The organism is Clostridium sp. Marseille-P2415 (genome assembly GCF_900155545.1).
GTDB lineage: Bacteria > Bacillota > Clostridia > Lachnospirales > Lachnospiraceae > Lacrimispora.
The window spans coordinates 22,711-47,981 of sequence record NZ_LT732525.1; the positions used below are offsets into that span (position 1 = coordinate 22,711).

20 protein-coding genes are annotated in these 25,271 nt (G+C 48.5%); 7 read left to right on the plus strand and 13 right to left on the minus strand.

The genetic code is table 11. The features are described 5' to 3' along the window. Positions 1–89: 89 nt before the first annotated feature. From ftsH to BQ9856_RS24415, 6 genes are all read right to left on the minus strand, one after another. Complete coding sequence (ftsH, locus tag BQ9856_RS00155) at positions 90–2,081, minus strand: ATP-dependent zinc metalloprotease FtsH (RefSeq protein ID WP_077609186.1); 1,992 nt, start codon at positions 2,079–2,081, stop codon at positions 90–92. A gap of 141 nt (positions 2,082–2,222) precedes the next feature. After that, a complete protein-coding gene (locus BQ9856_RS00160) occupies positions 2,223–3,203 on the minus strand; it encodes an ABC transporter permease (protein ID WP_077609187.1) in 981 nt (326 codons plus the stop codon). 16 nt (positions 3,204–3,219) lie between these two features. After that, complete coding sequence (locus tag BQ9856_RS00165) at positions 3,220–4,320, minus strand: ABC transporter permease (protein ID WP_077609188.1); 1,101 nt, start codon at positions 4,318–4,320, stop codon at positions 3,220–3,222. Beyond that, complete coding sequence (locus tag BQ9856_RS00170; RefSeq protein ID WP_077609969.1) at positions 4,313–5,845, minus strand: ABC transporter ATP-binding protein; 1,533 nt, start codon at positions 5,843–5,845, stop codon at positions 4,313–4,315. The genes BQ9856_RS00165 and BQ9856_RS00170 overlap by 8 nt, the downstream gene beginning before the upstream one ends. 105 nt (positions 5,846–5,950) lie before the next feature. Next, positions 5,951–7,231: a BMP family ABC transporter substrate-binding protein gene (locus tag BQ9856_RS00175; protein WP_077609189.1), complete on the minus strand. Its 1,281-nt coding sequence runs from the start codon at positions 7,229–7,231 to the stop codon at positions 5,951–5,953. Positions 7,232–7,477: 246 nt separating this feature from the next. After that, positions 7,478–7,618 carry a hypothetical protein gene (locus BQ9856_RS24415; protein WP_159441908.1) on the minus strand — a complete coding sequence of 47 codons (141 nt, stop codon included), beginning with the start codon at positions 7,616–7,618 and terminating at the stop codon, positions 7,478–7,480. Between the two features lie 373 nt (positions 7,619–7,991). Between BQ9856_RS24415 and BQ9856_RS00180 the strand changes: the two genes are divergently transcribed. The 7 genes from BQ9856_RS00180 to BQ9856_RS00210 all read left to right on the plus strand — a co-directional run bounded on the left by BQ9856_RS00180 (position 7,992) and on the right by BQ9856_RS00210 (position 17,419). Next, positions 7,992–9,593: a CTP synthase gene (locus tag BQ9856_RS00180; RefSeq protein WP_077609190.1), complete on the plus strand. Its 1,602-nt coding sequence runs from the start codon at positions 7,992–7,994 to the stop codon at positions 9,591–9,593. A gap of 217 nt (positions 9,594–9,810) precedes the next feature. Beyond that, positions 9,811–10,992 carry an ABC transporter substrate-binding protein gene (locus BQ9856_RS00185; protein ID WP_077609191.1) on the plus strand — a complete coding sequence of 394 codons (1,182 nt, stop codon included), beginning with the start codon at positions 9,811–9,813 and terminating at the stop codon, positions 10,990–10,992. 127 nt (positions 10,993–11,119) lie between these two features. Next, positions 11,120–12,001: a branched-chain amino acid ABC transporter permease gene (locus BQ9856_RS00190; RefSeq protein ID WP_077609192.1), complete on the plus strand. Its 882-nt coding sequence runs from the start codon at positions 11,120–11,122 to the stop codon at positions 11,999–12,001. Positions 12,002–12,011: 10 nt separating this feature from the next. Then, positions 12,012–13,112: a branched-chain amino acid ABC transporter permease gene (locus tag BQ9856_RS00195; protein WP_077609193.1), complete on the plus strand. Its 1,101-nt coding sequence runs from the start codon at positions 12,012–12,014 to the stop codon at positions 13,110–13,112. Then, complete coding sequence (locus BQ9856_RS00200) at positions 13,112–13,978, plus strand: ABC transporter ATP-binding protein (RefSeq protein WP_077609194.1); 867 nt, start codon at positions 13,112–13,114, stop codon at positions 13,976–13,978. Before BQ9856_RS00195 ends, BQ9856_RS00200 begins: the two co-directional genes overlap by 1 nt. Further along, positions 13,965–14,675 (plus strand): ABC transporter ATP-binding protein, encoded by a 711-nt coding sequence (locus BQ9856_RS00205; protein WP_077609195.1) that lies wholly within the window; start codon positions 13,965–13,967, stop codon positions 14,673–14,675. Before BQ9856_RS00200 ends, BQ9856_RS00205 begins: the two co-directional genes overlap by 14 nt. Before the next feature lie 680 nt (positions 14,676–15,355). After that, the gene (locus tag BQ9856_RS00210; RefSeq protein ID WP_077609196.1) at positions 15,356–17,419 is read left to right on the plus strand and encodes a M6 family metalloprotease domain-containing protein; all 2,064 of its coding nucleotides are present in this window, start codon (positions 15,356–15,358) and stop codon (positions 17,417–17,419) included. 131 nt (positions 17,420–17,550) lie between these two features. Here BQ9856_RS00210 and BQ9856_RS00215 read toward each other — a convergent pair whose 3' ends face one another. The 7 genes from BQ9856_RS00215 to BQ9856_RS00245 all read right to left on the minus strand — a co-directional run. Next, a complete protein-coding gene (locus BQ9856_RS00215) occupies positions 17,551–18,594 on the minus strand; it encodes a C40 family peptidase (RefSeq protein WP_077609197.1) in 1,044 nt (347 codons plus the stop codon). Positions 18,595–18,651: 57 nt separating this feature from the next. Continuing rightward, positions 18,652–19,605 carry a bifunctional riboflavin kinase/FAD synthetase gene (locus tag BQ9856_RS00220; RefSeq protein ID WP_200801226.1) on the minus strand — a complete coding sequence of 318 codons (954 nt, stop codon included), beginning with the start codon at positions 19,603–19,605 and terminating at the stop codon, positions 18,652–18,654. Between the two features lie 2 nt (positions 19,606–19,607). After that, the gene (gene truB, locus BQ9856_RS00225) at positions 19,608–20,510 is read right to left on the minus strand and encodes a tRNA pseudouridine(55) synthase TruB (RefSeq protein WP_077609199.1); all 903 of its coding nucleotides are present in this window, start codon (positions 20,508–20,510) and stop codon (positions 19,608–19,610) included. Between the two features lie 12 nt (positions 20,511–20,522). Continuing rightward, positions 20,523–21,473 (minus strand): DHH family phosphoesterase, encoded by a 951-nt coding sequence (locus tag BQ9856_RS00230; protein WP_077609200.1) that lies wholly within the window; start codon positions 21,471–21,473, stop codon positions 20,523–20,525. Positions 21,474–21,485: 12 nt separating this feature from the next. Further along, positions 21,486–21,848: a 30S ribosome-binding factor RbfA gene (gene rbfA / locus BQ9856_RS00235; RefSeq protein WP_077609201.1), complete on the minus strand. Its 363-nt coding sequence runs from the start codon at positions 21,846–21,848 to the stop codon at positions 21,486–21,488. A gap of 92 nt (positions 21,849–21,940) precedes the next feature. Then, positions 21,941–25,024, minus strand: a complete 3,084-nt coding sequence (gene infB / locus BQ9856_RS00240) for a translation initiation factor IF-2 (protein WP_077609202.1) — start codon at positions 25,022–25,024, stop codon at positions 21,941–21,943. Next, the coding region (locus tag BQ9856_RS00245; RefSeq protein ID WP_077609203.1) for a L7Ae/L30e/S12e/Gadd45 family ribosomal protein at positions 25,011–25,271 on the minus strand (261 nt) is incomplete at its 5' end. The genes BQ9856_RS00245 and infB, both read right to left, overlap by 14 nt.

The window sequence follows — 25,271 nt, forward strand, 5'->3', positions numbered from 1 at the left end:
TATCCGCCATCCCTGCCACTTCCGGGCCACGCCCCATAAAAAACAGCTGCCCCATGGCTCTCCCATGAAGCAGCTATTTTAAAGTACCTTTAGTTCTTTATATTTCCGACATCGAAAAAGGATTCTTCCTCAACCTTTTCCGCCTTTTCCTCTTCCTTCTCCTGGACCCAATCGGCCAGTCCGTCTTCCTTTGATTTATCCGAACTCTCAGAATCCTTGTCCTTTTCCTCCGGCTCCGGAATGCCCTTTGCCTCCCGGAATATCTTCATAAATTCCTTACCGGTAATGGTCTCTCTCTCTATCAGGAATTCTGAGATCTTATCCATGACATCCCGGTTCTCTATCAGAAGGTTCTTGGCCTCTTCATAAGCTTCCTTAAGCATCTTCATGACTTCATCATCTACCTGGGCGGCAGTGGCTTCCCCGCAATTCATCACGGTCCGGCCGCTCAAGTACTGGTCTTCCTTGGCAGCCAGTCCCATTAGACCGAATTTCTCTGACATGCCGTACTGGGTGATCATGGCCCGGGCTACCTTGGTGGCCTGTTCGATATCATTGGCCGCACCGGTCGTAACGGTATCAAAGACGATCTCCTCCGCCGCACGACCGGCCAGATAGCCTACCAGCATGGCATGAAGCTCTTTCTTGGAATTTAAGAACTTCTCTTCCTCCGGCACATGCATCACATACCCCAGGGCTCCCATGGTTCTCGGAACGATGGTGATCTTCTGCACCGGCTCCGCATCCTTTTGAAGGGCGCTGACCAAGGCATGGCCCACCTCGTGGTAAGAAACAATGCGGCGCTCCTCTTTGCTGAGGACACGGTCCTTCTTCTCCTTGCCGACCAGCACCACTTCCACTGCCTCGAATAAATCCTTCTGGGACACTGCATGGCGGCCGCTCTTTACCGCCAGAATGGCACCTTCGTTGATCATATTGGCAAGATCGGAACCAACGGCTCCTGAGGTTGCCAGAGCAATGGCATCTAAATCAACGGTATCATCAAGAAGCACATCACGGGCGTGAACCTTTAAAATGTCCACACGCCCCTTTAAATCCGGCTTATCCACAATGATCCGCCGGTCAAAACGGCCCGGACGGAGAAGCGCCGGGTCCAGAATCTCCGGACGGTTGGTCGCTGCCAGAACCAGAAGCCCCTTGGAGGAATCAAATCCATCCATTTCAGAAAGCAGCTGGTTTAATGTCTGTTCCCTCTCATCGTTGCCGCCGCCGTATCTGGAGTCACGGCTTTTCCCGATGGCATCCACCTCATCGATGAAAATGATGCAGGGCGCAGACTCCTGGGCCTGCTTAAACAAATCGCGGACACGGGAAGCGCCCACGCCTACGAACATCTCCACGAAATCAGAACCGGAAAGAGAATAGAAGGGAACATGGGCCTCACCTGCAACGGCTTTGGCAAGAAGGGTTTTTCCCGTTCCAGGAGGTCCAACAAGCAATGCTCCCTTTGGAAGCTTTGCACCAATCTTCGTATACTTGCCGGGGTTATGCAGGAAATCCACGATTTCCGTCAGGGACTCCTTTGCCTCATCTTCTCCGGCTACGTCCTTAAATGTAATACCTGTTTCCTTCTGCACATAGACCTTGGCGTTGCTCTTTCCCACGCCCATAAGCCCGCCGCCCCCGACGCGGCGCATCATGAAGTTTAAAAGGAACCCCATGGCTGCAAATAAAAGCAGGTAGCTGACTATGGTCTGAATGAAGAAATTTCCATCCCGGCGGATGCGCATGGTCTCGACCCCTGCGGCTCGCAGACGCTCCGCAAGGTTTAAATCATTGTCCATCCTTACGGTAAAATAGGTAACTCCAGGCTTATATCCCTCCCAGGTTTTCCTGGGATTGATCGTGATCTTCGTATCGTCTACGTTAACGGATTCCACCTGCTTGTCATCTACCATATTCATAAAGATGTCATAGCTCAGCTCTTTGTTGGTCCTCGTCGTAATCGCGCTGTGCAGGTATGAGATCCCTGCGACCGCAATAAGAAACGTGATCACCCATACAGCGATTACCTGGGCATTCTTCGGCATCTTATTATTATTTTGATTATTGTTATCCATCTGTGTAAATTCTCCAATCCGGATAGTTTCTACCCACTATACCTCTCTCATTATAGTGTCAGTCTCCCCATAAATCAAGAAAAGAATTATAAAATCCTTATAAACACACCAGTCCGGTTTTATTTAACAGAAATGAATTTTTTAGCGCTCTTCCCGGAAATAAGCCTGACCCAGACTTGCCGGAGGCTGATGCTCTCTTTTTTTTCTTAAACTGGTAATGATAAGTACGATGATCGTTACAACATAGGGCAGAGCCTTGAATATCTCCTGGGCGCCCCGGCTGAGCCCCGGGATGTAAAGGTATAGAATATACAATCCGCCAAACAGGATGGAACCCCAGATGGCATTTACCGGCTTCCAGAGGGCAAAGATAACCAGTGCAATGGCAAGCCAGCCCCTGTCTCCGAATCCATTGTTTGTCCAGGTCCCGCCGGAATACTCCATGACAAAGTACAGGCCCCCAAGTCCGCTTAAGCCCCCTCCGATGCAGGTGGCAAGGTATTTGTAGGCCGTTACGCGGATTCCTGCAGCATCCGCAGTAGCCGGGCTTTCCCCCACGGCTCTCAAATTCAATCCCTTCCTGGTTTTGTTTAAGAAAAAGGAAAGTGCTATGGCCAGAACGATTCCCAGATATGTCAGAAAACCGTAGGAAAACAGTGCCTGTCCTATAAATCCAAGCTTTGACAGCCCCGGAACCGGTGTTTTAAAAGCTGCGCCGGTCACTGCAACGGAAATCTGTCCCACACCGCCGGCAAGCTTTGATAAAGAACCGCCGAAAAAATTGCCGAAGCCCACGCCAAAGGTGGTGAGAGCAAGGCCGGTCACATTCTGATTGGCTCTCAAGGTAATGGTCAGAACGCTGTAGATCAGTCCGCCAAAGGCCGCGCAGAAAAAGGCGCATAAGAAGGAGATCACCACGCCTGCCAGACCGCTTGGATCTGATGCTGAATTTTCATATAAAAATGCACCGATCAGACCTGCAATGCCTCCCATATACATCATGCCCGGAATTCCCAGATTTAAATTACCGGATTTCTCCGTCAGGATCTCTCCCAGCGCTCCATACAGGATGCCGATTCCCTGTCCGATGGCTTTTTGAATAAATATAACCAAAAATCCCATGTTTTCTTACTCCTCTCTAATCTGTTCTGGACTGCTTCCCGCCCCGGATTTTCACCTTATAATCAATAAAGAATTCACAGCCCAGAATAAAGAACAGAATAATACCCGTTATTACATCGGAAGCATTTTCATTTAAATTGAACTGGGAGGCAATCTGGCCGGCACCCTTCTGCATGAACACAAGGAAAAAGGATACCAGGATCATGGAAAAGGTGTTGAACTTACTGAGCCAGGAAACGATGATCGCCGTAAAGCCGCGCCCTCCGGCCGTACTGGCGGAAATCGTATGACTGGCGCCGCTGACTATGATGAATCCGGCAATACCGCATAAAGCTCCGGATAAGGCCACGGTTCTTAATATCACTTTTTTTACGTTAATTCCAGCATACCGGGCCGTGTTCCCGCTCTCGCCCACCACGGAAATCTCGTATCCGTGCTTGCTGTATCTTAAGTAAAGGAACATGGCAGCTGCAAGGGCTAAAACGATTGCTAAGTTCCAGCCGTATTCCAAGCCGAACAGCCTGGGCAGCCAGCCGCCCTTTGTGGCAGAATTGATGGTTCCAACGGAATTGGAGCCCTTGGGATTTTCCCAGAAAATGATTCCAAAGGTAACCACCTGCATGGCTACATAATTCATCATCAGGGTAAACAGTGTCTCATTGGTGTTCCACCATGCCTTAAAAAAGGCAGGAATGGCCGCCCATACCATGGCCGCCAGAGCGCTTCCCAAAAACATAAGAGGAAACAGGACCAGAGGGGGAAGGGTATTACCAAGATAGATCATCATGGCTGCCGAAGTAACTCCGCCAATGAGCACCTGTCCTTCCGCTCCGATATTCCAGAACCTCATTTTAAATGCCGGTGTAATGCCTACCGCAATGCACAGAAGGACCAGGGTATCCCGGATGGTCATCCAGGCCCTCCGCTCAGTACCGACAGCTCCTTCAAAAATCCCTTTGTAAACCTCCATGGGGTTGAGCCCGGTGAGGGCAATGATCACAACCGCGCAGACGATCAAAGACAGTATAACCGCCGTAAGCCGGATCAGCCATGCCTTCCAGGACTCAATGGACTCCCTTTTTGCCATTTGAAAAACCGGTTCTTTTCCCTTACTCATCCCTGTTACCTCCTGCCTTCATCATCAGCCGTCCTATATCCTCTTTCGTAGCTGTTCTGCCGTCCACAATGCCGCTTATTTTTCCGCCGCACATGACAAGTATCCGGTCACACAGCTCCATAAGCACATCCAGATCCTCACCCACACACAGGACCGCAGTTCCCTGCTTTTTCTGTTCATTGAGCAGATGGTAAATGGTGTAAGAGGAATGGATATCCAGACCCCGGACCGGATAAGCCACCAAAAGCACTGCCGGAGCAGAAGAAATCTCCCGTCCCACCAGCACCTTCTGCACATTTCCGCCTGACAGCTTCCGCACAGGGATGGCAGTTCCGGGGGTTGCGATCTCCAGCTCGTGGATGAGGCGTTCTGCCAGGGCCTTTGGTGATTTCCGGTCCGCAAAAAAGGACCGTCCGCTTTGATAGCTTCTTAACATCATGTTATCCGTTAAGTCCATGGAACCTACCAGCCCCATGCCAAGCCTGTCCTCCGGCACAAAGGAAAGCCGGACTCCGGCCCTGGCTATTTCGGCCGCCGTCATATCAGTCAGCTCCTTCTCTCCTCCATCCGGCGGATAGTATGTAATGGAACCTTCTGCAGCCGGTATCAGTCCGGCGATGGCCTCTAAAAGCTCCCTCTGGCCGCTTCCTGCCACGCCTGCGATTCCCAGTATCTCCCCGCTGCTGGCGGTAAAGGACGCATCCTCCAGAGTCTTTACCCCTTCCTTGCTGAGACAGGTAAGTCCGCTGACATACAGACGTTTCACAGGTGAAACCGGATCAGGGCGCTCAATGTTTAAGCTTATCTTCTTTCCTACCATCATCTCCGTTAAGGACTCTTCTGTGGCTTCAGCAGTTGCAATGGTTCCGATATACTGTCCCTTGCGCAGCACGGACACCCGGTCGGACAGAGCCAGCACCTCATGAAGCTTATGGGTGATGATGATGATGGAATGTCCTGCCTTACGCATATTGCGGAGAACTGCAAACAGCCGGTCGGCTTCCTGCGGCGTCAAAACAGCGGTCGGCTCGTCCAATATCAGAATATCCACGCCCCGGTATAAAAGCTTCACGATCTCAACGGTCTGCTTCTGGGAAACAGACATGGTATAAATCTTCTGGTTCGGGTCCAGCTCAAAACCGTATTTCTCAGTAAGGCTGTTTATTTTTTCCGCAACGGCTTTCCGGTCAAGAAGCTCCCTGCCCGGCAGGCCCAGAATGATGTTTTCCGCTGCGGTAAGTACCTCCACCAGCTTAAAATGCTGATGGATCATGCCGATCCCCAAGTCAAAGGAATCCTTGGGGGACCGGATGGTGACCTCTTTCCCATCAATGGCGATCTGACCTTCATCGGGATAATAAATACCGGAAATCATATTCATGAGCGTGGTCTTTCCGCTTCCGTTCTCACCAAGAATGGACAGGATCTCTCCTCTTTTTACAGACAGGCAGACTTTATCGTTGGCAACTACCTTTCCAAACCGTTTCGTGATGTTTTTCAATTCAATGGCATAATTCTCTTTCACCCGGCTAACCTCCGTTTCCATTTTTTCCCAACTATCTCATACAGCAAAAAGCGGGGCCAGAAAATCTGGCGCCGCTTTTAATCCTGACTCATGTCCGGCAGTAAACTAGTTATCAATGGTCGTGATGCCATCGATCAAAATATCAAATGCAGGTGCAGAACCGTGCTCAGACTCATGGAAATAACCATCGGCAATATATTCCACATCGCTTCCGTCCTTTTTATAGGTTTCCAGTTTTTTGCCGTCTACGGTAAAAGCAGAAGTATCAAACACATGGAGGGTACCTGCCTTTAATGCATCCTCCACTTCCTTCACTTTTTCCTCAGTTCCGGGAGCAACCACATCTTTATTGAGCTCTGTAATGGAATTTGCGCCCTCTTTGTAGCCCTGGCACCAGTCTGTTTCAAAGGACTTTCCGTCAATGACGCTCTGTACCGCATAGGTTACATATGGACCCCAGTCAATGGAAGCAGAGGTAAGTGCTGTCTTCGGAGCGGTTGCTGTCATGGAAATGTTATAGCCTACACATGGAACGCCGGCAGCCTCACAGGCCGTAGGAGCACCGGTGGTATCCGCATGCTGGCTTATTAAAACACAGCCGTCGGAAATCAGGGCATCGGCAGCTTCCTTCTCAAGGTCAAAGCTTGCCCAGCTGTTGGTGTACTTTACTTCCATGGAAACCTCCGGACATACGGAACGCACGCCTAAAAAGAAGGAGGTATAACCGCTGATAACCTCCGCATACGGATAAGCGCCTACATAACCGATCTTAACGGCATCCTTTTTCACCTTGCCCTCTTCGATCATCTGGTTCAGCTTAAGGCCTGCTGCCACACCGGATACATAGCGGGATTCAAATACATTGGTAAAGTAGTTATGCATGTTGCTTAATCCGCTGGAAGCAGCCTGATATCCGGTGGCATGGCAGAACTGCACGTCCGGGTATTCTTTTGCAGCTTCCATAATATAGGATTCATGACCGAAGCTGTTGGCAAATATAATGCTGCAGCCCTGATCAGCCAGATCCATGGCCGCATCCTTACATGTCTCATCCTCAGGAACATTCCATTTTATGATGATCTGATCATCGGATAATCCCAGGGCTTCCTTCATTTCCATTGCGCCCTTGTAATGGGCAGCCGTATAGCCCTCATTTTCATCTCCTATGTAAATAAAACCTACCTTTATATCCTCTTTGGCGATTCCGCCCCCGGAAGCGGCCTCCTTAGTCTCTGCACCGGTGGTTTCCGCTTTTTCAGACCCTGCAGCCTTAGCTTCTGTTTTTTCCGTACCGGCGGCGGATGAGGATGCTGAGTTTCCGCAGGCCGACAAAGACAGGGCCATAAGGCCTGCCAAAGCCAGACCGGCCAATTTCTTTAATTTCATAATCTTCTCCTCCTTAAACATATGTTCGGGCCAGCTAAAAAGCGCCAGGTTCAGCCACTGGCTCACCTGACGCAATTGTCATGGCCTTATAATAATAAAAATACATAACTCAGTATAACATTCTTTTTACTCTTGTCAATATCAATTCGTCTTTTTATATGGAATATATACAGCTTATAGAATCTTACTCTAAAACCACCCCCTGTCAGACGTATATAAACCCGTTCTTCATAAGTTTGATGGGTATCACATCTGCATTGCAGCCGGATTCCCGCTTACAACTCTTCTTAGGTGCATTTTCTGCCGAATTTGATCCAGAAAAAACAGAAGCTGGCCATATCTGCCTTTCCCCCGGCAGATACCCTTTTTCAAATTTCCTTTTTTCATGAATGCTCCTTATATAAAATAATTGCATAAAAAATACGCCTTGTATCACTTCCAGTACAATTATGAGCAAGGCTATATGGATATGGCATATTTTTCAAAGCATTTGTAAGCACTTACATTGTGCAGCATATATTATATTAGCATATACTTTCATGGGTTTCAATACAAAAAGCTAAGAATGACAGATGGTTTTATGGTTTTCGTATACTTTTTACAAATATTTTTTGTATCTTTGAGTCATTATAACTACATAAAAACTTTCACTTAATAATCTAAGTTTTTTTTTAAAGCCACTGGATTTTTTTTTTAAATAGGTGTATAATCTCTTTTTTAAAAATATCCCCATACCATCACAGAAGGAGGTTACACTGTTATGTCAGTGAAATACGTATTTGTCACCGGAGGTGTCGTGTCCGGACTTGGCAAAGGTATTACCGCAGCGTCTCTTGGACGACTTTTAAAAGCCCGGGGCTATAAAGTCACCATGCAGAAATTCGATCCCTACATCAACATCGACCCAGGAACCATGAATCCGGTTCAGCATGGTGAAGTTTTCGTCACTGAGGACGGCGTAGAAACCGATCTTGACCTTGGTCACTACGAACGCTTTATCGACGAAAACTTAACCCAGAATTCCAACGTTACCACCGGTAAAGTCTACTGGACCGTACTGACCCGTGAACGGCGCGGGGACTTCGGAGGAGGCACGGTACAGGTTATCCCTCACATTACCGACGAAATCAAAGGCCGTTTTCACCGCAACCACAATTCTTCTGAAACAGAGATTGCCATCATAGAAGTAGGCGGAACAGTCGGCGACATCGAAAGCCAGCCCTTTCTGGAAGCGATCCGCCAATTCCAACATGAAGTAGGCCACGAGAATGCCATTCTCATCCACGTGACTCTTGTTCCATATCTGAAAGTTTCCGGCGAACTGAAAACCAAACCGACCCAGTCCAGTGTAAAAGACTTACAGGGAATGGGAATCCAGCCCGACATCATCGTATGCCGTTCCGAACTGCCCCTTGATGACGGAATCCGAAGCAAGATCGCACAATTCTGTAACGTTCCCAAGACCCATGTACTCCAGAACCTGGACGTGGAGGTATTATATGAGCTTCCTCTCGTGATGGAGCAGGAGCATTTAGCCGAGGTGGCATGCGAAAGCTTAAATCTCCCCTGCCCGGAGCCGGATTTAACCGAGTGGGCTGCCATGATCGACAGCTGGAAACATCCGGAAAAGGAAGTAACCGTTGCTCTGGTCGGCAAATACATCCAGCTTCACGACGCATACATCTCCGTGGTGGAAGCATTGAAGCACGGCGGCGTTTCAAACCGTGTCAAGGTTCATATTAAATGGGTAGATTCCGAAACAGTCACAGATGAAAACGCAGCCGGCATCTTCCAGGATGTCAGCGGAATTCTGGTTCCCGGCGGCTTCGGCAGCCGTGGCATCGAGGGAAAGATTTCTTCCATCCGTTATGCCCGTGAAAACAATGTACCATTCCTTGGCCTGTGCCTTGGCATGCAGATGGCTATCGTGGAATTTTCCCGCCACGTGGCAGGCCTTGCCGATGCCCATTCCGTGGAACTTGATGCGGACACCCCCCATCCGGTCATCCACTTAATGCCGGATCAGGACGGGATCGAGGATATTGGCGGCACCCTCCGTCTTGGCTCCTATCCCTGCGTACTGGACAAGTCTTCCAGGGCCTATGAGGTATATGGCGCAGAACTGATTCATGAACGCCACAGGCACCGTTATGAAGTAAACAATGACTACCGTGAGCTTTTAACAAAAGCCGGAATGAAGCTTTCCGGTATCTCCCCGGACGGACGCATTGTGGAAATGGTTGAGATCCCTTCCCACCCGTGGTTTCTCGCGACCCAGGCCCATCCGGAATTCAAATCAAGACCCAACAGGCCTCATCCGCTGTTCCGTGAATTTATCAGGGCAGCCGTAGATAACCGTTAAATACCAAATCGTTTTCAGGTGAACAATGGAGTTTTGCCTCTTGTCAAAAGAGGGGAACTCCATTTTAATTGCGAAAAAAGAATTTTACTTTAAATTCTTATTTTCTTTCATTTTTTTCTTGCACTTTTTCGATCTTCTGATATAATATAATGCAACGTGTGTCCACACGAAAGACAGTTGTGTTCGCAGGGGATACACATAAAGGAGGATATTAATTATGAAATTAAAAAAAGTATTTGCACTCACTCTTGCAGCCTGCATGAGCGCCAGCCTGATCGCCGGATGCAGCAGCTCCGGCTCTTCATCTTCCGCCTCCGGCGGCGCCAAGGTCATAAAGATCGGCGTTTTTGAACCGACCACAGGAGAAAACGGCGGCGGCGGCCTTCAGGAAACATTAGGCATCCGTTACGCAAACCAGACTCACCCGACCGTTAAAATCGGCGGGGAAGAATATAAAGTTGAATTAGTAGAAGTAGATAATAAATCCGATAAAACAGAAGCCGTCAATGCAGCCCAGAAGCTTGTAAGCGAGAAGGTCTCCGTAGTCCTTGGAAGCTACGGCTCCGGCGTTTCCATCGCTGCAGGCCAGATATTCGCGGATGCCAAGATTCCTGCCATCGGCGCTTCCTGTACCAACCCCCAGGTAACCCAGGGCAATGATTTTTATTTCCGCGTCTGCTTCCTGGATCCGTTCCAGGGTACGGTCATGGCAAACTACGCCAATGACAACGGGGCCAAGAAGGCGGCCATCATCACCCAGCTGGGCGATGACTATTCCTCAGGCCTTGGTTCCTTCTTTAAAACAGCCTTTACCGGCTTAGGCGGTTCCATTGTAAGCGAGGAGCAGTTCCAGACCAACCAGACTGATTTCAAGGCAATCCTGACCAACATCAAGGCTCAGGATCCTGACATCATTTTTGCACCTTCTTCCATCACCACGGCTCCGCTTATTATCAAGCAGGCCCGTGAACTTGGGATTACCGCTACCATCGCAGCCGGCGATACCTGGGAGAATTCAACCATCATTGAAAACGCCGGCGACTCCGCCGAGGGCGTTGTGCTTTCTACCTTCTTTGATGAGGCAGAGCCGGCGAACGATGAGGCAGCTTCCTTTATCTCCGGCTTTAAGACCTATTTAAAAGAAAAAAAGCAGGATGAGATCATTCCAGCAGTTTCCGCACTTGGTTATGACGCTTACCTCTGCGCTTTAAAGGCCATTGAAACAGCCGGCTCCACGGACGGCACTGCAATCCGCGACACATTAAAGGGCGTATCCATTGACGGCGTGACCGGAAGCATCTCCTTCGATGAAAACGGAGATGCGAAGAAAGACATGGCATTTATAAAGACCATTGAAGACGGCAGGTTTAAATTCTTAACTACAACTACAGTAAAATAATCGCACATACCGCGACAAAGCAGTCATTACCGGATGAGTGGGGACGTATTTTCCTTCCCCACTCGTTCCATTTGTAAGCTGGAACTGCATATATTACATACACAACAGATAGGAGGCCTTTCGCCACATGAGTCTTACAACCTTTTTCCAGCAGTGCTTAACCGGCATTTCCTTAGGCGGCGCTTATGCGCTGATCGCCATTGGATATACGCTTGTTTACGGCATCCTGCGGCTCATCAACTTCGCCCACGGCGACATTTTTATGATGGCCGGTTACTTTATGATTTTTGCTATGGCAGGTTTTCCATGGTACATCGCCGTTCCCATGGTGTTATTCATCACCGTTGTCCTGGGCGTGTCCATTGAACGGGTGGCATACCGCCCCTTACGCTCCGCTCCCAGAATGTCCGTCATGATTTCTGCAATCGGTGTTTCTTACCTTTTACAGAACCTGGCTACCTATTTATTCACGGCTCTGCCAAAGGGTTACCCGGAAATTCCATTTTTAAAGAAAATCTACCAGATCGGCGGCCTTTCCGCATCCTTCGTTACTTTCTTAACGCCGGTCCTGACTCTTGCCATTGTATATGGACTCATTATCCTGATCAACAAAACAAAAATCGGTATGGCTATGCGTGCTGTAGCAAAGGACTATGATACCGCTGCCCTCATGGGAATTAAAATCAACCGCATCATCACCTTTACCTTTGCAATCGGTTCCCTTTTAGCTGCCATTGGTTCGGTGCTTTATTTTACGGACCGTATGACCGTATTCCCGTTTTCCGGTTCCCTGCCTGGCTTAAAATGCTTCGTGGCCGCGGTATTCGGCGGCATCGGCAGCATTCCGGGCGCTGTGATCGGCGGATTTATCCTGGGCCTTGGTGAAACCGCCCTGGTAGCCATGGGATATTCCACCTTCAGCGACGCTTTTACCTTTGTTCTGTTAATCGTCATTCTCCTGATCAAGCCTACCGGACTGTTTGGTGAGAAGACAACCGATAAAGTGTGAGGTGCCTCTTATGAAGAAAAAAATTTCCAAATACAAGATTTATACTCTCATTGCCCTGCTGTTCTTCATTGGCCTGCTCGGCATTTTACAGGCGAACAGCGCCAGATACAGCTATCAGATCTCCATCCTGGAGCGCAGCGCCATCTATGCGGTGGTCGCCGTTTCCATGAACTTACTTACCGGCTTTACCGGCTTGTTCTCCTTAGGCCAGGCCGGATTTATGGCGATCGGAGCCTATACCGTAGCCATTCTTACCATACCGGTCGGCAGCCGGGCCAGCGTTTACTACGTTGACGGCATTGCTCCTGCCATCGCAAACATACACTGCCCCTTCTGGCTTGCTCTTATTATTGCCGGCCTCCTTGCCGCAGGTGTAGCCGCCCTCATCGGCATTCCGGTGCTCCGTTTGAAAAGCGATTATTTAGCCATTGCGACTCTGGGTTTTTCTGAAATAATCCGGGCCATCATTGCGGCACCGCAGTTAAACAAGATCACCAACGGCTCCTACGGTTTAAAAAACATACCGGGCTTCCCGAACCTGTTTGTGGCTTTCGGGCTTTGTGCCCTTTGTATCCTGTTGATGGTCCTGCTCATCAATTCCTCCTACGGCCGCGCCTTTAAGGCTCTCCGGGAGGATGAAGTGGCCGCCCAGGCCATGGGGTTAAACCTGTTCCGCTATAAGGAGCTGGCCTTTGTCATCTCCTCTTTCTTCACAGGCGTAGGCGGAGGGCTGCTGGCTATTTTCATGCGTTCCATTGACTCCAAGACTTTTTCTATCAATTTAACCTATGACATCCTGCTGATCGTCGTGCTGGGAGGGATCGGAAGCATTACGGGAAGCGTTATCGGCGCCTTCCTGGTTACAGCAGGAAGGGAATGGCTGCGTTTCTTTGATAACCCGCTGGTCATCGGCGGATTTGAAGTTCCGCTGTTCCGCTCCGGGTTCCGCATGGTGATCTTCTCCATTTTGTTAATGGCAGTGGTACTCTTCTACCGTCGCGGAATCATGGGCACAAACGAATTTTCCTGGGATGGGCTGGGGCGCCTCATACGAAGTATCCCCTCCAGACTGAAGAAGAAAAATAAAGCAAAGAAGGGGGAAAATGTATAATGTCAGCAGCAGCGAAAACTCCGGTCAATGTGCTCCACATGCAGGACGTGACCATGCAGTTCGGAGGCGTTGTGGCGGTAAACGGACTGACCCTTGATGTGAATCAGGGCGAGATCGTGGCCTTAATCGGCCCCAACGGCGCCGGAAAAACAACTGCATTTAACTGTGTCACCGGCATCTATGAGCCCACGTTCGGGCAGGTGAATTTTATGGGAGAAACCATTCTTTCCAATACACCAAAAGGAAAAATGCAGAAAATGTATCTGGGGGAAGTAAAGCCCAGACCCATTCCGGCAATCAGCAATACGCCGGACGTGATTACGAAAAAGGGCATTGCCCGGACCTTCCAGAACATTCGTCTTTTCGGCCAGCTTACCGTATTTGACAACGTGCTCATTGCCAAGCACATGCGGGCAAAACAGAATGTATTTTCCGCCACCCTCCGCTTAAACCGCAAGGAGGAAGCGCGGATGCGGGCAGAAACTGCTGCCCTTTTAGAGGAACAGAACCTGCTTCATTTAAAAGATGAAATCGCCTCTTCCCTGCCTTATGGTCTGCAGAGGCGTCTGGAAATTGCCAGAGCCCTGGCAACGGAACCAAAGTTTCTGCTGCTTGACGAGCCGGCCGCAGGTATGAATCCCCAGGAAACACAGGAATTGACGGATTTTATCAAACAGATCCGGGATTCCTACCATCTTACCGTATTTATGATTGAACACCATATGGATCTGGTCATGCAGATCTCGGACCGCATCTACGTCCTGGATTTCGGAAAGCTGATCGCACATGGAACGCCGGAAGAGATCCAGAATAACGAGCGGGTAATTGAAGCATATCTGGGGGTGAGCGACGATGCTGAGGATTGATAACTTAAGAGTGAATTATGGCGGCATTGAGGCCGTAAAGGGCATTTCCTTCGAGGTGCCGGATAAAAGCATTGTGACCCTGATCGGCGCCAACGGAGCCGGAAAAAGTACGACTCTCCGCTCCATCGTGGGGCTGGTGAAGCCTTCGGCCGGAAGCAGCATCACCCTGGATGGCGAAGAATTAATCGGCATGGATACGCCGGACATCATATCTAAGGGGATCGCTCTGGTTCCGGAAGGGCGCCATGTGTTTCCGGATATGAGTGTGATCGAAAACATCAAAATCGGGGCTTATTTGAGAAATGATGACCTGGAGGAAGACATCAACTGGGTCTATGATTTATTTCCCCGGCTGAAGGAACGGAGCTGGCAGCTTTCCGGTACCCTTTCCGGAGGCGAGCAGCAGATGCTGGCGGTCGCAAGGGCTCTCATGAGCCATCCGAGGATCCTGATGATGGATGAACCGTCACTGGGGCTTGCTCCGTTAATTGTAAAGGATATCTTTTCCATTATCCGGGAGATTAACAAGAAGGGCGTGACAGTGCTTTTGATCGAACAGAATGCCAATATGGCGCTTCATACGGCTGACACCGGCTATGTGCTGGAAACGGGCAGAATTACTATGACCGGCTCCGGGGAAAAGCTGCTGGCGGATGAATCGGTGAAAGCAGCCTATTTGGGGAAGAAAAAAGACTAGGTTTGTGGACTTTTTCATAGAGCTTGAGGGAAAAGAGGGAGCGGAGGGAATCATCCGCTGTCTCTTTTTTGGGCTAAATTGCCAAAATTTAATTATTTCTCTTCTAGTTTTTCTGCGATTAACAGAAAAATAAGTACAACTGTATATTTTAATCGTTTTATCCTTTGGCTATGTAAATTCATAATTTTTCCTCAATCCAGATGTCCGCAAAATGTTATTGCTGCAGCTATCGTTTTTATAGAAATTATAACATTAATGATTCTGATAGGCAGGGAATTAAGCATACACATAAGCCGTTTCCTGTTTCAAATTCAATTCCGCTGTTTCCTTATCTATAATATAATTCACAAAAATCCCTTTTAAAGCAAGTTTTACTTATCTAACTAAATCCGTCAAACGCATAAAGCATCTATCTTCGACAAAAGCCAACAATTTTCGAACTATTAAGATGTTTCTTCATAATTATTATATAAATTATAACTAATTATTAAAATTTCTTACAATTAATTTGCTTGCATTAATTATACGCAATTTAATACGATATTACTTTAAGAAACAAATAAGTCTGAAATGAGGTGATTCCAATGCAGAAATTATAATAGTCAGTTCACACACCGATCGATAGGCGTGGAATAAAGCACATGGAAAAAGTATTTCACAAAATGGAAAGGAGCTTTATAATGCGTAAAACACTTAAACTTTTAACAACTGCAGTTGCTGTTGCAACTATGTTTACGGTCACGAACACACAAGTTTCAGCAGCACCCTATAGTCACAAAAAATACGAGTTAGTCCAGCCAGATGGAAGTAAAGTTCAAGTTGATGTTACAGGAGATGAATATTTTCAGCAGATTGAAAGTTTGGATGGATATACACTTTGCCGGGACGAAAACGGCTGGATCTGTTATGCAAAATTAAATGAAAATCAGACAGATTACGTTTCTACCGGACAAATTTACAAAACAAATGCTGCGTTAAATAACATTGACTCTATCGACGAGACAGATCACGTAAAAAATAACCTTGAAAAGCATTTAAAAATAAAGAACGAAGCAATAAAAGAGAAGGCTGATACAGTAAGGAAAAGACTTCATGCATTGGATTTCAAAAACACTCCAGAAGCAAAAAACAGGGACAGCAATGGATTGCTGGATTCAAAAATCAAAGCTTCCGGTGACGTAAAAGGATTGACTATTTTAATAGACTTCCCGGATACCAAAAGCAGTATTTCCAAATCGGAAATAGAGCGGTTTTTTAATGGAACCGATTACACCGGCTTTAACAATAATGGATCCATAAGAGATTATTATTATGACGTATCCGGCGGGAAAGTTACATATACAAATACTTTATTAGGGTTCTATACTGCCAAACACCCAAAATCCTATTACGATGATATTTATGAAGAAACAGGTTCCTACGCTAAAGCAGATGAACTCACAGAGGAAGCGGTTCAATGGTTAAAATCTACAGGTTTTGACCTTTCAACTTTAACAACTGACTCTAACGGATATTTAAAGGCCGTCAATATCCTTTATGCAGGTACCGCTGATGCGGGCTGGGCAAAAGGATTATGGCCTCATCAATCCTGGTATCCGAAATCAGAAAATATTAACGGCGCTAAAATCCAGAAATATGAAATGTCTGACATAGGAAATAATTTATCGATCTATACCATATGCCATGAAAGCGGACATATGATCTACGGATATCCGGATCTGTACGATTACGATGGAGATTCCCAGGGTACCGGAGCATATAGCTTAATGAGCACTGCTGCCAATGAAAAAAATCCGGTACCGCCGGATCCATATTGCAGAAATATCATATCCGGCTGGAATACACCCATGAGTATGAATGAATATGGCGCCGGAACTACATTTGCTGCAGTAGCTGACAGCAATGGAAACTCCTATTCCTATCAATGGTCAGGTAATAAGCGCAATGAATATTACCTCATCGAAAACATTCAAAAAAACGGAAGATATGCCGACGTGCCGGATGCAGGATTAGCGATCTGGCATGTAGATGAAAATGGAGATAATTCCAGGAATGAAATGACATCCGGCAGTCATTACTTAGTATCTCTTGAACAGGCCGATGGAAAATTTGATTTGGAAAAAAATAGAAATGGCGGAGACCGCGGAGATTTATTCCGGGGAGGATATAAGGATTCATTTACCGATATTACTACTCCGAATTCGAAATGGTGGAATAATTCGGCATCCGGTCTGGAAATATCACAAATCAGCAATTTAGCAGATGAAATGACATTTATCCAATCAGCCTCCACTCCAACCCCGGACCCCCAATTAACAAATATAGCCGGACAGGCTGCTGCATCGGCTTCTTATGTATCAGATTGGGAAAATATAAGTGCATTAAATGATGGAATAGATCCGTCAAGCTCAAATGACAGAAGCGGCGCTGTTTACGGAAATTGGCCGGAAACCGGAACACAGTGGGTTCAATATGTCTTTCCTAAAAATTTCACGATATCAGGTTGTGATGTATATTGGTTTAAAGATGGCCAGGGAATCGATGTACCGGCTTCCTATAATATATTATACTGGGATGGGAATGCCTGGCAAAACGTAAAAAATCCCAAAGGGTTAGGTACGGAAATTAATAAATATAACAGCACCACCTTTACTCCGGTAACAACAAATGGTATTTCCATTACAATGGATTCAAAAGGAGGAAGCTCAACAGGCATCCTTGAATGGAAAGTATATGGCAAATAAAATATGGAAATTTCCTGAATAGAACCAAATAAAAGGAACTGTAATTTCAAAGCCGGTGAATATAGGCTATGGAGTTACAGCTCCTTTTTTCTGCGTGTACGGGTGACAGACCAGTATTTTCCCTGGTTCCATCATGGTATCACGCTCCGTATGGTGACAGGCTTCCTGTAGTTCCAGGAGGATATTTTGATTCCGCTTCGCCGGTTGGCTGCATGAACGATCTTCCCTTTTCCAATATACATGGCCACGTGGTCGATTTCCCGGCCGCTTGCATAGAACAGCAGATCTCCAGGCTCCATGCCGGAGGCCGTTACGGCCTGTCCTTCTTCGGCCTGCTGCCTGGAGGTCCGGTCTAAATGGACTCCTGCGGCATGCTCCATTACATATTGGATAAACCCGGAGCAATCCGCTCCGGTATTCGGGTTGGTTCCGCCCCAACGATATGGATTTCCCACAAACCCGACCGCATAATTAACAACCTGGCTGCGGAGGTCACCAATTTTCTCCGCTTCCGGTATGGTATAAGCGATGGCAGCGTTTTCCGGTGCATAGGCATAGGCCGTCTGGCCCTTATAATCGAATTTTGCCCAGCCGGACTTATAAGAAATGAAACGGTACGTTTCGCCCTCATGGATCCTGTCAAGAATTTCAGAATCCGTATTCGGTTGGCTGCGGACCCGAAGGGTCTCGGTGTTTACCCGGAGCATCAGCTTCATGTCATAATAAGCGATCGCTCTGGCCTCCTGTCCAGTGGCAAGGTATTTTCCAGATACATACCCGGTTACCTGCCCTGACTTTATTTTATACCAGCCATTTTTTTCCGACAGCACGCTGCAGCCGGCATGGCTTCTCAATTTCCCTACGATTTCCGCGTCATTCTTTGGTTCTTTCCTGATGTTTAAGGAATCCTCCACTGTGGCAACTCCAAGATTTTTGAAGATTGAGTTAAAGGTTCCATACCTCACTTTTTCCTGCGTAAGACCGGCCGACGCCTCAGTCGATTCCCGTTTTATGGATTCCTGATACTGATCCATATAAACCTCTATGCCCGCCACAGGCGAACCGGTCTTAGGGGAATTCTCTGATCTCGCGGCCTGTACATCTGCTGTTCCTATCCATACGGCGCTGCCGCATGCAATAGCAAAGCCTAGTACCTTCCATGCTTTGTCAGTCATATGCACTTTCCTTCGCAAGTTATTCATTGTGAACCGGGCGGCCATCCGCCCTTCTCACTACAACTTAGTGATCTGCTGATCCGACAGGGCTCTTAAATACCGCATCCCGTACTCCCTGTCATTTTCTATCTGCGCCTTTAATTGCTCCAGCCCTTCAAATCTCCGTTCGGGACGTAAGAAGTGCAAAAGCTGTACTTCTATAGTCTTTCCATAAATATCCTCATTTATACCATAAATAAAGGTTTCTGCACCAACAGGGGAACCGCCCTCCACGGTGGGCTTTCTGCCGATATTGGTAATGCCCCCATAATAAGTACCGTCCACATACACTCTGGACACATACACGCCGAATACCGGAAGATGCTTCTCCGGCGGAGGTATGATATTCGCAGTTGGGAAGCCAAGGACCGCCCCTCCGATGTGGTTTCCGTGAACCACTGTCCCATGTATGGCATAGGGCTCACCCAAAAGCTCATTGGCTTTTTCCATATTTCCTGCATCCAACTGCTCTCTGATATAAGTACTGCTGATATCGCGGTGATCGTCCTGTTCCTTGGGAATGACGGTCAGTTCATATCCGTACCGTTCCTTCCATTGGGAAAGACGCTCCGCATTCCCTGCTCCGCGGTAGCCGAAAGAACAGTCCGTTCCAACCACGATGGCCCTGGCATTCATCTGTCCGGTCAGGACATGTCTTACAAATTCCTCCGGCTCCATGCGTGCGGTTTCCTCTGTAAAAGGATATTCCACCAAATAATCGATACCGATTTTCTCCAGATTGTTTTTTCTTTCCAGGTTGGTGGTAATCACCTTCTGCGGATCCCCTGCTACCAAAGCATTTGGGGACATGTCAAAGGTAAAGACTGCTGTCTTATACCCTTTCTCCTCTTTTACCTCTGCCATCCGCTTAAGCAGCTTCTGGTGGCCCCTGTGGCGGCCGTCAAACTTTCCCAGCGTCACCACTGCCGGCTCTTCGATCTGAAATTCTCTGGTTCCGGTTATATATTCCATTATTATTTTCCTCCCAGAAATACCTTTTGGGGCTTAAGAAGATTCTTCTCCCTGTCAGGCCCGTAAATCCCGATAAACTGCTGCCGGCTGTCATAGACCCTTACCGGTCCCTCCTCCAGGCAGTAATCGCCTCCGGCCTGGTTCCGGAAAAAGGGATTGCCATTGTGCACCAGCTTATCAAACTCCGGCTTCATGGTAACCGCCGGATATTCGGAAAACACCTTGTCCACAGCAAGAATGTGCTGTTCCAGTGACCCTTCATCCCGAAGCTCTTCAATCAGGGACAGAGTGAGACTATCCTTTAAGCAAAAGCCGGAAACCCGGGTCCGGAGAAGGGATTCCATACAGCCTCCGCAGCCCAGCTTCCTGCCGATATCATAGCAAAGGGTCCGGATGTAGGTTCCCTTGGAACAGGTCACTGTCATGGTGACTCTGGGAAGTTCCATCCGGTCCACCCGTATTTCCAATATCTCCACCGGTCTGGCCTTCCGCTCCACTTCTTTTCCTGCCCTGGCCAGCTCATAAAGCTTTTTCCCATCCACCTTTAAGGCGGAATACATGGGCGGTATCTGGTCGTAATGGCCGAAAAAGCCAAGTACCGCTTCCTTTACCTGGTCTTCGTTTACCTGGACCGGGTATTCTGCCAAAACTTCTCCTGTGGTATCCTGAGTATCGGTTTCCCTGCCCAGAAGCAAAACCGCCTCATAGGTTTTGGTCCTGTCCGTCAGCATATCACACAGTTTCGTCGCCTTCCCTAAGCAGACCGGAAGCACTCCCTCAGCCATGGGATCCAGCGTCCCCGTGTGTCCGATTTTTTTCTGCTTTAAAATACCTCTCATTTTCGCCACGACGTCATGAGAGGTAAATCCTTTTTCTTTATATACATTGATGATGCCGTCTGCCATAGCCCGTATCTCCTAATTCAGCTGTTTTGCAATCTGATCCGACAGATTGTTGATCACGTCATGAACGCTTCCTGTCATGGTACAGCCGGCCGCTTTTTTATGTCCGCCGCCGCTGAAATAGACAGCAATCCTGCTCACATCCAGATCCGTTGTGGAACGCAGGCTCACCTTATACTCCCTGCAGGAGGTTTCATATATGAATATGGCACATTCCACGCCCTCCGTGATCCGGAGCTGGTCAATGATCCCATCCATATCCGCGCTGGTAACGCCGTAGAATTCCATATCCTTTTTGCTTACTGCACTGAAGATACAGCGTCCGTCATGAAAGGTTATGCTCTCTAACAAAGCCCTTCCCAGGATCTGGTTCTGTACATAGGTCTTCCGGTAAAAACTGTCATCGATGATCTTTGAGAAATCGATTCCCTTCTCCATCATCTTTCCTGCAATCTCCATGGTTCTTGCTGAGGTGCAGTCGTATTTGAACACTCCGGTATCATGAATGATACCTGTATAAATGCACTCTGCTACTGCCTTGCTGATTTTACTTTCATCAAGAAGGCCGTAAAGTACCTCGCAGGTTGAACTGGCGGTATCCCGCACTATATTTTCTCCGGCGTATCTTAAATTGGTGATGTGGTGGTCCACGCAGAGACTTTTTCCAGCGGTATCCAAAAACTTTACCGCCTCTCCGAACCGCAGCGTATCGCTGCTGTCAAGACAGATGCAGAAATCATATGTCTTATTCTCTGAAAAATCGCTGACAATGCGGTCAAAATTCTTAAGATAGCCAAACTTCGAAGAAGGAGTCTCAAGATAAACCACCGCATTCACCTCCGGATGATGCTCTTCCAGATAGTTGTATGCCGCCAGGCAGGAACCAACGCAGTCCCCATCCGGACGGACGTGGCCGATGATGGCCACTGTTTTTACATCTTCAAGCATTGTATCAAGGAAACTCACAAGGGCACCTCCTTAATCTCTGATGTCTTTTGTTACCTCATCTATCAGTTTGGACATATTTACTCCATATTCGATGGACTGGTCCAGGATAAATTTGATTTCCGGTGTATTGCGCAGATTGACTCTTCTCGCCAATTCACGGCGGATATAGCCTTCTGCACTTTTTAATCCTTCTATAGTTGCTTTTCCTGCTTCCTCATCTCCCAGAACACTGATGTACGCCTTACAGTATTTTAAGTCCGGAGTTACCTGGGCGGAAACCACGGTGGTCATGGGATGGATTCTCGGGTCTTTGATTTCCAGACGGATGATCTCGCTTAGCTCCCTCTGGACCTCCATATTGATTCTCGTATTTTTTATACTGTTTTTACGCATGTTATTCCTTTCGTTTTTGTCCGCAGCTTAGGCCGTAAAAAGACCAGCCCGCAGCTACGGGCTCATCTTTTTAAACTCCCGGCGGCAGGTTCCTAGCGGGGAACCTCCACCATGGCATATGCTTCGATCATATCGTCTTCTTTGACATCATTAAACTTTTCAAAAACAAGACCACATTCGTAACCTGTTGCAACTTCCTTTACATCATCCTTAAATCTCTTTAAGGAGACCAGCGGCCCCTCGTAAATCTTTTCACCGTCACGCGTGATGCGGATGCTGCAGCCTCTCTGGAATTTTCCATCCATTACATAGGAACCTGCAATGGTACCTACGCCGGAAGCCTTGAAGGTCTGGCGCACAACCGCGTGGCCGATGATCTGCTCTTCGAATACCGGATCAAGCATGCCCTTCATGGCCGCTTCCACATCCTCGATGGCCTGATAGATCACCTTGTAAAGTCTCATATCCACTTTTTCCCGGTCCGCAATGGATTTTGCTGTCACATCCGGCCTTACGTTAAAGCCGATGATGATCGCATTGGAAGCGGAAGCCAGGGAAACATCGGATTCATTGATGGCACCTACGCCTCCATGAATCACCTTTACCATAACTTCTTCATTGGATAACTTCACAAGGCTCTGTTTTACCGCTTCCACGGATCCCTGTACATCCGCCTTCACAATAATCGGCAGCTCCTTAATATTACCGGCCTTGATCTGGCTGAATAAATCATCCAGTGATAACTTAGCTTTTGTATCTTCCAGTAATTTATTCTTCCCTTCGGAAATAAATGTTTCGGCAAAGCTTCTTGCTTCTTTCTCATTCTCGGTCCCCACCAGGACTTCACCGGCATTGGGAACGTCATTTAAGCCTAAAATCTCAACAGGAGTGGACGGACCTGCCTCTTTTACCCTGCGGCCCTTATCATCCATCATGGCACGGACTTTTCCGTAGCAGGAGCCGGCAGCCACCGTATCTCCCACATGCAGGGTTCCCTTCTGCACCAGGACGGTAGCGACCGGGCCTTTGCCCTTATCAAGCTCAGCCTCAATAATAAGTCCTCTTGCCCGGCGGTCCGGGTTGGCCTTTAATTCCTTCACTTCTGCGGTGAGAAGAATCATTTCCAGAAGTTCTTTGATGCCTTCCTTTGTATGCGCGGAAACCGGTACGAAAACGGTACTTCCTCCCCAATCCTCAGGAATCAGTTCGTATTCGGATAATTCCTGCTTTACGCGGTCAATGTTGGCACTTGGTTTATCAATTTTATTGATGGCAATGATGATCTCCACACCGGCTGCCTTGGCATGGTTAATGGCCTCAACGGTCTGAGGCATCACGCCGTCGTCGGCTGCCACCACAAGGATAGCGATATCAGTGGACTGAGCTCCTCTCATACGCATGGCGGTAAACGCTTCATGTCCCGGAGTATCTAAGAATGTGATTTTCTGTCCGCTGACTTCAACCGTATAAGCACCGATGTGCTGCGTGATCCCGCCCGCTTCTCTGGAGGTTACATTGGTCTGACGGATGGCATCGAGAAGAGAAGTCTTTCCATGGTCAACATGGCCCATTACGCAGACAACCGGCGGTCTGGAAACCATATCAGCCTGATCTTCCTCGGCTTCCTTAAGAAGCTCTTCAATTACATCTACCTTTACTTCCTTTTCGCAGAGAACATCGTATTCCATGGCGATCTCTTCTGCCTGTTCGAAGTCAATTTCCGTATTGAGCGTAACAATCTTTCCCTGTAAAAACAGCTTCTTTACAATGGCGGACGGCTGAAGTTTCATGTTCTCAGCCAGTTCTTTGATGGTCAGAACATCCGGAATCGTAATGGTCTTAACTTCTTCCACCTTTGGTTCCACATGCACCGGAGGCTGGATCGGGGTTTTTAATGCCTTTCCGCCCTTAGCTGCTGGTCTGCCCTTCTTATCATCATCTTTATCTCTCTTATCAAACTTATCATTCTTGTAAGCGTTCTTGGTCGCCCTGTTGCTGGTAGGCTTTGCCTGGATCGGAGTATCGAAGTTCCCTGTCTTGGGAGCGCCATCTCTGCCGGTACGTGCTCCCTGTGGTCTTCCTCCACGGTTGTCACGGTTATCGCGGTTGCCCTGGTAGCCTCCCTGACCCTGCGGTCTTCCGTCACGGTTCCCCTGGTAGCCTCCCTGGCCCTGCGGTCTTCCGTCACGGTTTCCCTGATAGCCTCCCTGGCCCTGCGGTCTCCCATCACGGTTTCCCTGATAGCCTCCCTGGCCCTGCGGTCTTCCATCCCGGTTTCCCTGATAGCCTCCCTGGCCCTGCGGTCTTCCGTCACGGTTTCCCTGATAGCCTCCCTGGCCCTGCGGTCTTCCGTCACGGTTTCCCTGATAGCCTCCCTGGCCCTGCGGTCTTCCGTCACGGTTTCCCTGATAGCCTCCCTGGCCCTGCGGTCTTCCGTCACGGTTTCCCTGGTAGCCTCCCTGGCCCTGGGGCCTTCCGTCTCGGTTTCCCTGATAGCCTCCCTGGCCCTGGGGCCTTCCGTCCCGGTTTCCCTGGTAACCTCCCTGGCCCTGCGGTCTTCCGTCACGGTTTCCCTGGTAACCTCCCTGGCCCTGCGGCCTTCCGTCTCGGTTCCCCTGATAGCTTCCCTGAGGCCTGTTTCCGCGGTTATCGCGGTTTCCCTGATAACCTCCCTGGCCCTGCGGTCTTCCGCCATCACGGCTGTGCGGATTCTGTTCCCTTACAAGTTCAGCTGCTGCCGATACGGACTGCTCTGTCACCTGCTGGTTTCTGGCAGCATTGTCTCTGGGTGCGCCACTCTGGCCGGGAGTCTGGGATGTTCTTCCGTCTCTTCCGTCGCGGCTCTGCTGCGGCCTTCCGTCTCTTCCCTTTTGTCCCTGAGCCGGTCTTGCACCGCTCTGGGGATGCTGGCCCTGAGGCTTCATCTGTGCGTTCTGCGGCCGGAATACCGCTGCAATCTTTTTCTTCGGCGCGTCGGTCTCATCTCCATCCGGTGCGTCGGAACGTGCCGCAGAGGTTCCCCTGTTATGGCCGCCTACTTCTTTTTTTACGATCGATGCCTGTTCATCCGTAATATTGGAAGAACTTTTTAAATTTATATTATGTTTCTCCAAGATATCCAGTATTTCCTTGCTACTGTCTTTTCCCAGTTCTTTTGCCAGATCATATACTCTCATGCTTTCCTCCATTCTGTGCACGCTCTACAGCACATACCGGTAGATGTGAAGGCTCTTTTTCACAATCACTATCGGCCTTTGTATTCATTAGTTTCACGACTGCCTTTGCAAACCCATTATCCACGATAGCGAGAGACGCCCTCATCTCCCTGCCCATAGCGTGGCCCAGTTCATCCTTACTTGCGAAGAAGTAGAGTGGAACCTTATAGTAAGTACACATATTGGTAAACATCTTTCTGGTATTATC